This window comes from Chrysiogenia bacterium (assembly GCA_020434085.1).
In the GTDB taxonomy this organism is placed as follows: Bacteria; JAGRBM01; JAGRBM01; order JAGRBM01; family JAGRBM01; genus JAGRBM01.
In genome coordinates this window covers 1-10,488 of sequence record JAGRBM010000048.1, presented here as the reverse complement: position 1 = coordinate 10,488, position 10,488 = coordinate 1, and the positions used below count along the sequence as shown (strand labels likewise).

The window sequence follows — 10,488 nt, the reverse complement described above, 5'->3', positions numbered from 1 at the left end:
TGCGGATAGCGCGCGATCTCGTACCAGCGCCCCAGGTAGCGTTCGAGATCGACCTTCGGATGTACGGGAAGCGGTTTGTGAAACATCGCGCACCCCTGAAGCGCCAGCAGCGCGGCCAGCAGAGCAACGGCGCGGCGCACCTCAGACTCCGGCCGGCCGCTTCCCATGGCGGGCCGTGACGATCGTCTTGATGTTGCCGCGCACGCCGTAGTCGCCGATGACTTCGATCCACGTCGGCTTCAGCAGTTTCACCAGATCGTCGAGGATCACGTTCACTGCCGCTTCGTGGCTGATGGCCCGGTCGCGATAGGCGTTGAGATAGAGCTTGAGCGACTTGAGCTCGACAATCGTATTTTTGGGAACATATGAGATCCGCATCGTCGCGAAATCGGGGAAACCGCTGCGCGGACAAAGGCAGGTGAACTCGGGCGCGGTAAACTCGATGAGATAGGAACGCTTCTTCTCCGGATTGGGCCAGGGTTCGAGTTCGTTCTGCTCGATCTCCTTCTTGCCGTAGGTGCCCGGGGTGCGCTTGGTAGTCTTCTTGCTGGTCTTTTTCGTCGCCATGATGGGCCCAGTCTAGGGGATTCGCAGACCGGCGAGAAGGGCGAGGCATGCCTCGCCCCTACACGATGGATAGAGTGACCGCCTTGGTGAGCCCAGCAAATCGGAATACTCATCAATACCTGCTGCATTTGAAGGCGATGCGCCGCGCCACTCGTAGGGGCGAGGCATGCCTCGCCATGCTTTGGCGGTCGCCACGACCCTTGCCCGGGGCGGCGTCACCCACTACACAGGCGCCAGTCGGCGGTTTCAGCGCCGGCACCAGCGAAACGCGAGGCCCCATGAAGAAGAAAGTCATTCCCACCGCCATCCACATCGAGAAGAACGGCGACGTCATCATCACCTGGAACGACGGGATCTCCAGCATCTACAACGCGCTCGACCTGCGCGATGCCTGCCGCTGCGCGAGCTGCCGCAACGAATTCACGGGCCAGAAGGTCCTCGATCGCTCCAGCATCCGCTCGGACATCTATCCCCAGGACCTCCAGACCGTGGGCAACTACGCCATGCAGATCACCTGGAATGACGGCCACAAAGACGGCATCTACACCTGGGAGCTGCTCCGCGGAATCGACCCCAAGTGCCCCGAGCCGCCTCTTCCCTAGCCGCCCACAGGCCCCGAACCCCTTTCTTGCCGCGCCGCATCACAGCGGGGTAACCTCCCGCCTCGCCCGGAGCGAGCGTGTGGAGCCATGCCCGGGACAAAGAGGAGGGATCTACCCATGGCCGTAACTGGCAAAGTAACGATGATCGTCGACGCCCCGCTTGATGAGGCGTATCAGAAATTCTGTGACTACTCGCTCTGGGACCAGTGGATGCCCGCGGGCTTTCGCCCTGTGAAGGGCCCGGCCCGCGTGCTCCAGGCCGGCGACAATGTGAAGGTGAAGCTCAAGGCCGTGGGCCCGGCAATGACCGTTCCGCTCAAGGTCTTCCGCGCTACCACGAACAAGGAAATCACCTGGGGCGGCGGCCCGAAGGGCCTGCTCCATGCCGAGCACTGCTTCTTCTTCGAAGACGCCGGCGAGGGACGCACCCGCATCCGCAGCGAAGAGACCTTCAAGGGCGCGCTGACGCTTCCGGCGCCGGGCTTGATGAAGAAGGAGATCGAGCGCATCGGCGGCGAGCAACTTCAGGCCTTCAGCACCTGGATCTCCAAATAACGCACATGCCGGTCAGCCATCGCCCGCACTACGACGCCGTTCACCGGGTCGCGACGAGCGATGGCTGGCCGATTGCACTCTACGAGTACAAGCCCAAAGGCGCCCCGCAACCGGGCGCCGCCCCAAAGGCCCCGCTGCTGGCAGTGCACGGGGCCTTCTCACGTTTCAACATTTACGACATGACACCCGGCGTGGGCCTGGCCCCGTGGCTGGCCGAGCGCGGGTGGCACGTCTTCGCGCTCGATCTTCGAGGGCGCGGCGAGTCCCTGCCCCGCCGGGCGCTTCGCCGCTCGCGCGCGCTGCTGCAACAGGGCTGGACCTATCACGACTTCGTTCGCCACGACATTCCGGCCGCCATCGGCGCGGTGCTGGAAAAATCCGGCGCGAATCAGACCGACTACATCGGCCACTCCATGGGCGGCCTGCTCGCCTACACCTACCTGGGAGAGACCGAAGACCAGCGCGTGCGCCGGGTGGTCACCGTGGGCTCACCAGGCATGTTCAGCCGTCCGAACCAGCAGGCGCTTCCAAAAGATGAGAAGCGCGTGGACCTGCTCCAGCTCGTCGCGCCGTTCATGGAAACGATGCCGATCATCCCCGTGCACCTGGCAACCCGGGCACTCAGCCTGCTGGGAGAACGCGCGCCAAAGCAGGCCATCGGGATCGCACTCAATCCCGACAACACCGACCCCGAAGTGCTGCGCACCATGCTCTGGCACGGGCTCACACCGGTGAGCTCAAAGAAGTTCAAGAGCTTTCTCCACTTCACCAACATCGGCTCGCCCGAAGCGGCAAAGAATGTGATGGAGCGCTTTTCCCACCCGGTGATGCTGATTTCGGGCCAGAAGGACCTGCTGGTTCCGCCCACTCTGGTGCGCGACACCTTTGAGGCGCTGGGAAGCACCGAGAAGTCGCAGATCAACTGCGCAAAAGCCGAAGGCTTCAGCGCCGATTACGGTCACGGCGACCTGCTCGTGGGACGCAATGTTGCGAAGGAAGTCTTCCCTCGCATTCAGGACTGGCTCACCCGCGGCTGATTCGCCCGACTATTTCTGTTTTTTGGGATTGATGAATTTCTCGACGCTCTTTGCCACCGGAACGAGGAGCGCGCGCAGACTCTCAATGGTGCGGTGCAGGTCGAAGTTTTCGGGATCAAGCTGCCAATGCAGAAAGAGCCCGTCGGAGATCGCGAGAACGACTGCCGCGATGGCATCACGCTGGGCCGGCGGAAGCGCAGGCACCGTGTCGGCGATCTGCTTGACCGTCGCATCCCGGTACCCTTGATAGATTTCCTGAAGCACCGCCCGCGTTCTGGGTGATTCCTCGGCTCGCTCGGTCATCATCCCCAGAACTAGCTGGCGGAAATCCCTGGTCTGCTGGAGCTGGTCCTCCAGGACGTCGAGAGCTGCCTCGAGGCGCTCCGCCGGTGTTTCCCGCGCGGCGATGACCGAGACCGCGTGGGCTGCCCAGTTCGAGGTGTTCTCGGTGAGAACCGCAAGCAGGATGTCTTCCTTGCTCTTGAAGTGCCAGTAGATGCTGCTCTTGCTCGTGCGCGCTTCGGCTGCGACTTCGTCGACGCTTGTCGCTGCGTAGCCTTTTCGCGCAAACAGCCGACCCGCCGTCTCAAGGATGCGCGCGCGGCTGGGCGCATCGTCGGGGCTGGTTTTTCTCACTCGTGCCATGATGCGTTCCAGTGTTGCCGCCCTCACTCGAACGGGCAAGCCTCACAACCAAACTTCAAGCGTCCCCAAAAAGGATCGGGCGCCGCAGCTTCCCACTGCGACGCCCGATCGGGTTGAGAGTTGGCTCCCCCTGATTGGCCTTCCCCCTCTTCTAAGGAAGGCCCAGGAATATCTGCTTAGCTGGCGGACTCGGGGACACCCACCGGGGCCGAGGCGCTGCTTGCCGCCATCGAACCCGAGGCGCCGATCGAGCCGTAACCACTCGAACCTTCGGCGATGCCGGGATAGGCGTGGCCGCCGTGTTCGAGGAAGTCGAGGCCTTCGATCTCTTCTTCGGCGGTGACGCGCAGACCGATGGTCATGTCGATCACCTTGAAGAGGATGAACGCCGTGGTAAAGGTCCACGCGAAGGCGGCACCGATACCGATGAGCTGCGTCATCACGCTGGCATCACCCGTGGTGTCGAAGAACGGCAGGCCGGCAGCCAGGGTTCCCCAGGCGCCGCACACGCCGTGCACGCTCACCGCGCCGACGGGGTCGTCGATCTTCAGCTTGTCGATCGTCACGACCGCGAAGTAGACCAGCACGCCGGCGATCAGGCCGATGACAATGGCGCCACCGGGAGCGACGTTGGCGCAACCCGCCGTGATGCCGACCAGGCCGGCAAGCGCGCCGTTGAGCGTCATGGAAATTTCAGCCTTTCCGGTCTTCACCCAGGCCACGATCATGGCTGCGATGGAACCCGCAGCGGCGGCCATGGAGGTGTTCACCGCGATCAGCGCGATGCTGGTGTCAGCCGTCGTGGTCGAACCGGCGTTGAAACCGAACCAACCGAACCACAGCAGGAACACACCCAGCGTAGCCAGCGGCATGTTGTGGCCGGGAATCGGGTGAATCTCGCCGTTCTTTCCATACTTGCCAAGGCGCGGGCCCAGCACGATGGCGCCGGCCAGTGCCGCCCAGCCGCCGACCGAGTGAACAACGGTCGAACCGGCGAAGTCGACAAAGCCCATGCCCTCGAGCCAGCCGCTACCGTTGTAGAGGCTTCCCCAGGCCCACGAGCCGAAGATCGGATAGATGATCAGCGAGATAAAGAAGCTGTAGACGATGTAGGAAATGAACTTGGTGCGCTCGGCCATCGCGCCCGAGACAATCGTGGCTGCGGTAGCGGCGAACACAACCTGGAACATGAAGAAAACCCACATCCAGTCGGGGTTTCCTTCGGGGCCAGGGCCCGACATGAAGAAGTCGGTGGTTCCGAAGAAGCCGTTCGTCGTTCCGAACATCAGGCCGAAGCCCACTGCATAGAACGCCATTGAACCGACGGAGAAGTCCATCAGGTTCTTCATCATGATGTTGATCGCGTTCTTCGCGCGCGTCATTCCGGATTCGACCATCGCGAAACCGGCCTGCATCAGGAACACCAGCACAGCCGCGATCAGCGTCCAGAGGAAGTTGGCGTGATTCTGGAGTCCCTCAATCGCCGCCGCGTTGCCTGCAACCGAGGGTGCATCCTCGGCGCGCGAAATTCCCGCCATTACGAACAGCGCCAGGGCTGCGAGGGGGAGTACCTTAAAAATCTTGCCTCTCATTTGAATTCTCTCCTTACAAGCTTTTTGTTGCTCTCTACGTCGATTCCCCGGCACTGTTACAGCGCGGCTTCGCCGTGTTCTCCGGTACGGATGCGAACCACATCGCTCACATCCGACACAAAAATCTTTCCGTCCCCGACCGAGCCCGTCTTCGCGACGCTCGAAAGCGCCTCGATGACCTGATTGGCCTTTTCATCGGGAACAACCACTTCAACCCGGAGCTTCGGAAGAAACTCCACCACATATTCAGCTCCGCGATAGAGCTCGGTGTGGCCCTTCTGTCGACCGAAGCCCTTCACCTCGGATACGGTCATGCCGACCACACCGAGGTCCGAAAGGGCCTTCTTCACTTCGTCGATCTTGAAGGGCTTGATAATCGCGTCGATCTTCTTCATTTCGGCGATCGCCTCCTGGAATTTGGCGTGTGGATCCCCGATCCGGTGGCACCACGCACGCCGTTGTTGGCGCCATGCAGTGCATCGCGCGTGCCATTTTGCGCAGAATGCGAAATTCAGCACGTAGGGGCCCGGTTGGGGCTTATTTATGTAAGTGAGCGGAGGACGGAGGGATGCCCGGATTGTGGGCAGGCCCCGGGCAGGCTGCCGCCCGGTTGCCCAAGAAGCGGGCACCCGGCGGCGCCCCGGGAAAGTTACTTGCCCGGGATTATGCCGCCGTGTGGCTTGGCCGCGGTGAGAAAGCGGAAAGCGACGGCCGGTTTCTCTCCCTCCGGGGGCGCTCCCTCGGTCCGGTAGTAGGCGCCGCAGAGGGCGAGATCCGTGGGCGCGCCGCCGTCAAGTGTGAAGGCGCGTCCCCTGCGGTGGTAGGGATCGCCCGTAAAGAACGGGCGCCGATAAACCACGCTGCAACGATTGAAGAAGTAGTCCGTCGCGGGTTTTCCAAGCCGGGCGAACTGATCAGTGGCGAAGGTCGCGCCGAATCCCACGTAGTCCATCATGTGAATGTGCAGGTTGGGGTCGGTGTTCCCGTAGGGCCAGACGTGGGGCTCGCCATCACACACCGCCTCGCCAAGCGGCTCATAACCCGCGGGCGGATCGAGCAGGGCTTGGGGCGCCAGGTAGTCGAACTCCCGGGCCGGGGTGGGCGCGCTGAAATCCATTTCGGGATCGAAGGCACGCACCCGTCGCTCGGGTGGCGGCGCGGTCAGGCGGGTAAAGACGTGGTCGATCATCATACGCCCGGCGGAGACAAGTTCCCCGCCGCCCATGGGCGTGCCAAGCACCTCGACGTCGCTGCGCGCGATGATGCGGGTGTCCTCACCCTCGCCGTTTTTGCCGAGCTGCAACTTGACCAGCACCTTCAGCGGCGTCTGGATCTGCAGCGGCGTGTCGGTGATTTCGAGTTCCTGCCGGTAGACGATCGCAGCGAGCCCCTTCTTGAGCCGCAGATGCGGGGGCATCACTTCCTTCTGGAAGAGCGCCCAGTTGACCGGCGCGCCCATGCGGGCAAGCGAGGTCATTTTGAGGGCGTAGCGCTCGGTGATGTCGTCGAATCCGAAGCGCGACTCGCCTTCGGTGGTGAACGTGGTATCGGGGTCTCTCGGCACGGCTGTCTGCTCCTGCTGGTGCTGCCACTTGCCGGGACAGATGGTTGAAGCCCGGCGCGGCGGCCCGTATACTGAACATCTGTTCGGTGAGAATCAAACCCCGGTCCCCGCCCAGGAGAGCGTTCCGTGCCCGCAACCAAGCGACTCAGCAGAGAAGAAGCCAAGGAACGCACGCGCGAAAAATTGCTCGCCGCCGGCCGCAAGATTTTCGCCACCCGCGGCCTGGAGGGCACGCAGATCCGCGACGTCATCGGCGAAGCGGGCCTGGCCATCGGCACCTTCTACCTCCACTTCAAGAGCAAGGAAGAACTCTTCGTCGCCATTGTCGAAGAGAGCGCCGCGCGGCTTCGCCAGCGCAGCCGGGCCGCGCGCCGGGGCACCGGAGAGGCGGGAACTCCCACCGTCGAGCAGCGCGTGGAGAATGCCTGCCGCGCGTTTTGCGAATTCGTCGTTGAAGAGCGCGACTTCTTTCGTGTGCTCTTCCAGACCGACTTCGGTGCCGGCGGCCGCAAGACCAGCCGCCGCCTCAACGAGATTGCCACCCAGGAACTGCGTGAGGACATCGAGGAGTCTTTCGAACTGAACTACCTCGCCCCGGACGACCGCGACCGGCTGGCAGGCGCCATCATCGGCCTGTGCACGGCCGAGGGCTTTCGCATTGCCAGCCAGAAACACCCCGACGTGGATGCGTCCACCCGGTTTCTCACCCGGATGATTCTGGGGGGCACGCTGGCGCTGGCGCAGGGGGACAAGTGATGCTTCGGCGGCTGGGCTTCGCGATGATTGCGCTGCTGCTCTGTGGCTGCGGCGCGCACAAGCTGGAGCCCGTCCCCGCCCTGCCGGCCATTCCTGATTCCATGTTCTATGAGCAGATGGACCTGAGCGTGGGGATCTGGGAAGAGGTCACGGCCCCGCCGGAGAGCCTCCACATCGGCGGCTCACCCAGCTACATCGAGCCGCTCCAGAAGGCGCTCTCCGACGCGCGCCTCTTCGAGAAGGTCACCGTCGCCCCCTGGCAGCCGACGGGACCATTCGACGTGCTGCTGAAAATTACCGACACCCCGCGCATCGACCTGCATCGCACCCGCGCGAAATGGCAGATGGGCACCATTATCGCGTTTCTGAGCCTGCCCGGACCGCTTTTCTGGTTCGAGGCAGACATCGATTCAAATCTGCAGTTGCAGAGCGTGGGCGCCACCGAGCCCCTGCAAATCGAACTGCGACAGCGTTCCCACCTTGAAGGCAAGGTGCTCGCGTTTTATGGCGGCGGCGATGAGCGCCTGAATCTGGCCCGACGTCACAGCCAGGTCATCGCCGGCCGCCTGACCGCCGAGCTCATCGGCAGGCGCAAGTGGTTCGAGCAGATTGCCGCTGCAAAGAAAAAGGGCGGGGAAGACCCCGCCCTTCCGTCCGAATAGATTCGCTCTCAGGAAATCTTCGCAAGCCGATTCTTTGCCGCATCGTATTCAGCGCGCAGCCGCGCAACCACGTCGGCGACGGGCTGCACCTGCTTGATGGCACCGATTCCCTGACCGCAGCCCCAGATGTCTTTCCACGCCTTGCCCTTGGTGTTCCCGCCAGAGCCGAAGTTCATCTTCGAGGGATCGCTCTCGGGCAGGTTGTCGGGGTCCATACCGGCATTGACGATGGAGGGCTTCAGGTAGTTGCCGTGCACACCGGTGAAGAGATTCGAGTAGACGATGTCGGTTGCGGCGCACTCGGTAATCATCTTCTTGTAGCCCGGATCGGCATTGGCCTCTTCGGTGGGGATCCAGGCCGTGCCCATGTAGGCCAGATCGGCGCCCATGGCCTGTGCGGCCAGAATGGAAGCGCCGGTCGAGATCGAGCCGGCCAGCAGCAGCGGGCCGTTAAACCACTCTCGGATTTCCTGCACGAGGGCAAAGGGCGAGGTCGTGCCCGCATGACCGCCCGCGCCAGCCGCCACGGCGATCAGTCCGTCGGCGCCCTTTTCCACCGCTTTTTTTGCAAATGAGTTGTTGATGACATCGTGCAGGACAATGCCGCCGTAGGAATGGGCGGCGTCGTTCACTTCTTTTCGCGCGCCGAGCGAGGTGATGAAGATCGGTACCTTGTGCTTGACGCAAACCTCGACGTCATGCTGCAGGCGGTCGTTGGACTTGTGCACAATCTGATTGACGGCAAAGGGCGCGGCCGGGCTGTCGGGATTCTTCTGGTTGTGGGCGTCGAGTTCCTCGTTGATGCGGATGAGCCATTTTTCGAGTTCCTCGGCCGGGCGCGCGTTGAGCGCCGGGAACGAACCCACGACGCCGGCCTTGCACTGGGCGATGACCAGATCAGGCGTGGAAATGATGAACAGCGGCGCGCCGACGGCGGGCAGCCGGAGGGTGTTGAAGAGTTCGGGCAGGGCCATTGGTGGTTCCTCACAAAAAACTCCGCCTTGGCGGATGAATGTTGACAGCGTTAACTTTAGCTGATAGAACGGATGACATCAACCCGCCGCGGGAGCTATTTTTCAGGCCCCGCAGGCAAAAGGGAGAGAGACCATGAGCATCTTCAAGGACGACATTCTCAAGGGCAAAACCGCCTACATCACCGGCGGCGGCTCGGGCATCTGCAAGGGCATTGCCGAGACTTTCAGCGCCCACGGCGCCAACGTGACCATCACCAGCCGCAAGCAGGAACGACTCGACGAGGCGGCCAAAGAGATCACCGCCAAAACCGGGGGCAAGGTTCTGCCCGTCGCCGCCGACGTGCGCGACCCCGACGCCGTGCAAAAAGCCATCGACGCCACCGTGGCCGAGTTCGGCGGCATCGACATCGTCATCTGCGGCGCCGCGGGGAACTTCCCCATTCCGGCCGCAGCCCTCACCGACAACGGCTTCAAGACCGTGGTCGACATCGACCTCCTGGGAAGCTGGCACACCTGCAAGCACGCGATGAAGCACCTGCAGGCCGCGGCCAAGAAACACGGCAACGCCTCCATCATCGCGATCACCGCGACGCTTCAATACACCGGCGTGCCCTTCCAGGCCCACGTCTCGGCGGCAAAGGCCGGCATCGACGCCATGATCCGCACGCTCGCCAACGAATGGGGCGGCTCGGGCATTCGCGCCAACGGCGTCGCGCCCGGCCCCATCGACAACACCGAGGGCATGAAGCGCCTCGCACCCGGCGAAAAAGCCCGCGAGATGGCCATGAAGATGATTCCTCTGGGGCGCTTCGGCGAGATCCAGGAAATCGCCGACGCCTGCCTCTTCCTCACCAGCGACAGCGCCAGGTACATCACCGGCGCCACCCTCATCGTCGACGGCGGCCAGTGGATCGGCGGCCTCCCCTTGGGTCTATAAACGCGCAGCACGGGCCAACTCTCAAAAAAGAAAACCCCCGGCCAAAGGCCGGGGGTTTTTGGGTTGTGCAATCTTCAATTCCGTTTAATACTGATTTACAGGCGCTATCTGAGAAATCACAGGATCACTACGAACCATATTAAGAATCTTCTTTCGTGCGCCCGGATCAACCGTTGACGTCTTTTCAAGAATAACTTCTAGCCGATTCAAAAGTTGATCACGTTTTGATTCCATCACCACACCATCTAGATGTTCCCAAATGGCTTCCCTTCCAGTTTCAATCACCTCCGGGGTCACCTGCTTCCTTGCAACACGCAAGACCTTTTCGGGAACCCATCGAAATTGAGAATCCAACGTATCTTGTATCATCTCGTTGAATTCGTCTGAACTTTTGTGAGCCGGAACCCAATCCTCAGTGCCCACTCTCGAATAAATATTCCCCACCAACCAACCGAGCTTCGCCTGGAACACGTCATTAAGTGACAATTTCCGCCGCTCTAGGCACTTTTCGTAGTGCTCGTCAGCCTCACTTTCCTCTTCATCTTCCTCAAGCCCACTCGCTCGGCCGAGCGGAACCCGATAGATACAAACCGAAAG

14 protein-coding genes are annotated in these 10,488 nt (G+C 62.2%); 6 read left to right on the top strand and 8 right to left on the bottom strand.

Annotated features, from left to right (window positions below; all coding sequences use genetic code 11):
* The coding region (locus KDH09_01570) for a lipocalin family protein (GenBank protein MCB0218358.1) at positions 1-167 on the bottom strand (167 nt) is incomplete at its 3' end.
* Positions 142-567 carry an NADPH-dependent 7-cyano-7-deazaguanine reductase QueF gene (gene queF, locus KDH09_01565; GenBank protein ID MCB0218357.1) on the bottom strand — a complete coding sequence of 142 codons (426 nt, stop codon included), beginning with the start codon at positions 565-567 and terminating at the stop codon, positions 142-144. The genes queF and KDH09_01570, both read right to left, overlap by 26 nt.
* Positions 568-845: 278 nt before the next feature.
* On the opposite strand from queF, the gene KDH09_01560 reads away from it, so the two are divergent.
* From KDH09_01560 to KDH09_01550, 3 genes are all read left to right on the top strand, one after another.
* Positions 846-1,169, top strand: a complete 324-nt coding sequence (locus KDH09_01560; GenBank protein ID MCB0218356.1) for a DUF971 domain-containing protein — start codon at positions 846-848, stop codon at positions 1,167-1,169.
* 117 nt (positions 1,170-1,286) lie between these two features.
* Complete coding sequence (locus tag KDH09_01555; protein ID MCB0218355.1) at positions 1,287-1,724, top strand: SRPBCC family protein; 438 nt, start codon at positions 1,287-1,289, stop codon at positions 1,722-1,724.
* Positions 1,725-1,729: 5 nt separating this feature from the next.
* Positions 1,730-2,761 (top strand): alpha/beta fold hydrolase, encoded by a 1,032-nt coding sequence (locus KDH09_01550; protein MCB0218354.1) that lies wholly within the window; start codon positions 1,730-1,732, stop codon positions 2,759-2,761.
* Positions 2,762-2,770: 9 nt separating this feature from the next.
* Here the strand turns inward: KDH09_01550 and KDH09_01545 are convergent, their stop codons facing one another.
* The 4 genes from KDH09_01545 to KDH09_01530 all read right to left on the bottom strand — a co-directional run bounded on the left by KDH09_01545 (position 2,771) and on the right by KDH09_01530 (position 6,562).
* Entirely contained in the window at positions 2,771-3,406 is a 636-nt protein-coding gene (locus KDH09_01545; GenBank protein ID MCB0218353.1) for a TetR/AcrR family transcriptional regulator, read from the bottom strand.
* A 176-nt stretch (positions 3,407-3,582) separates the two neighbouring features.
* On the bottom strand, positions 3,583-4,998 hold the full coding sequence (locus tag KDH09_01540; GenBank protein ID MCB0218352.1) for an ammonium transporter: 1,416 nt from the start codon (positions 4,996-4,998) through the stop codon (positions 3,583-3,585).
* A gap of 56 nt (positions 4,999-5,054) precedes the next feature.
* Positions 5,055-5,393, bottom strand: a complete 339-nt coding sequence (locus tag KDH09_01535; GenBank protein ID MCB0218351.1) for a P-II family nitrogen regulator — start codon at positions 5,391-5,393, stop codon at positions 5,055-5,057.
* A gap of 254 nt (positions 5,394-5,647) precedes the next feature.
* Positions 5,648-6,562, bottom strand: a complete 915-nt coding sequence (locus tag KDH09_01530) for a hypothetical protein (protein ID MCB0218350.1) — start codon at positions 6,560-6,562, stop codon at positions 5,648-5,650.
* 126 nt (positions 6,563-6,688) lie between these two features.
* Here KDH09_01530 and KDH09_01525 point away from each other — a divergent pair, with 126 nt between their 5' ends.
* Both KDH09_01525 and KDH09_01520 read left to right on the top strand, forming a co-directional pair.
* Positions 6,689-7,318, top strand: coding sequence for a TetR/AcrR family transcriptional regulator (locus KDH09_01525; GenBank protein MCB0218349.1), 630 nt, complete (start codon positions 6,689-6,691; stop codon positions 7,316-7,318).
* The gene (locus KDH09_01520; GenBank protein ID MCB0218348.1) at positions 7,318-7,980 is read left to right on the top strand and encodes a hypothetical protein; all 663 of its coding nucleotides are present in this window, start codon (positions 7,318-7,320) and stop codon (positions 7,978-7,980) included. The genes KDH09_01525 and KDH09_01520 overlap by 1 nt, the downstream gene beginning before the upstream one ends.
* 8 nt (positions 7,981-7,988) lie before the next feature.
* Here the strand turns inward: KDH09_01520 and KDH09_01515 are convergent, their stop codons facing one another.
* Positions 7,989-8,954, bottom strand: coding sequence for a nitronate monooxygenase (locus tag KDH09_01515; GenBank protein ID MCB0218347.1), 966 nt, complete (start codon positions 8,952-8,954; stop codon positions 7,989-7,991).
* A gap of 133 nt (positions 8,955-9,087) precedes the next feature.
* Here KDH09_01515 and KDH09_01510 point away from each other — a divergent pair, with 133 nt between their 5' ends.
* Positions 9,088-9,891 carry an SDR family oxidoreductase gene (locus KDH09_01510; GenBank protein MCB0218346.1) on the top strand — a complete coding sequence of 268 codons (804 nt, stop codon included), beginning with the start codon at positions 9,088-9,090 and terminating at the stop codon, positions 9,889-9,891.
* An 84-nt stretch (positions 9,892-9,975) separates the two neighbouring features.
* Here the strand turns inward: KDH09_01510 and KDH09_01505 are convergent.
* The coding region (locus tag KDH09_01505) for a hypothetical protein (protein ID MCB0218345.1) at positions 9,976-10,488 on the bottom strand (513 nt) is incomplete at its 5' end.

What these genes read in the sequence shown, in the direction of transcription:
- KDH09_01560 (MCB0218356.1), top strand. Translation starts at nt 846, where the DNA reads ATGAAGAAGAAAGTCATTCCCACCGCCATCCACATCGAGAAGAACGGC.
- KDH09_01535 (MCB0218351.1), bottom strand. Translation starts at nt 5,393, where the DNA reads ATGAAGAAGATCGACGCGATTATCAAGCCCTTCAAGATCGACGAAGTG.
- KDH09_01510 (MCB0218346.1), top strand. Translation starts at nt 9,088, where the DNA reads ATGAGCATCTTCAAGGACGACATTCTCAAGGGCAAAACCGCCTACATC.
- KDH09_01520 (MCB0218348.1), top strand. Translation starts at nt 7,318, where the DNA reads ATGCTTCGGCGGCTGGGCTTCGCGATGATTGCGCTGCTGCTCTGTGGC.
- KDH09_01545 (MCB0218353.1), bottom strand. Translation starts at nt 3,406, where the DNA reads ATGGCACGAGTGAGAAAAACCAGCCCCGACGATGCGCCCAGCCGCGCG.
- KDH09_01540 (MCB0218352.1), bottom strand. Translation starts at nt 4,998, where the DNA reads ATGAGAGGCAAGATTTTTAAGGTACTCCCCCTCGCAGCCCTGGCGCTG.
- queF (MCB0218357.1), bottom strand. Translation starts at nt 567, where the DNA reads ATGGCGACGAAAAAGACCAGCAAGAAGACTACCAAGCGCACCCCGGGC.
- KDH09_01515 (MCB0218347.1), bottom strand. Translation starts at nt 8,954, where the DNA reads ATGGCCCTGCCCGAACTCTTCAACACCCTCCGGCTGCCCGCCGTCGGC.
- KDH09_01550 (MCB0218354.1), top strand. Translation starts at nt 1,730, where the DNA reads ATGCCGGTCAGCCATCGCCCGCACTACGACGCCGTTCACCGGGTCGCG.
- KDH09_01555 (MCB0218355.1), top strand. Translation starts at nt 1,287, where the DNA reads ATGGCCGTAACTGGCAAAGTAACGATGATCGTCGACGCCCCGCTTGAT.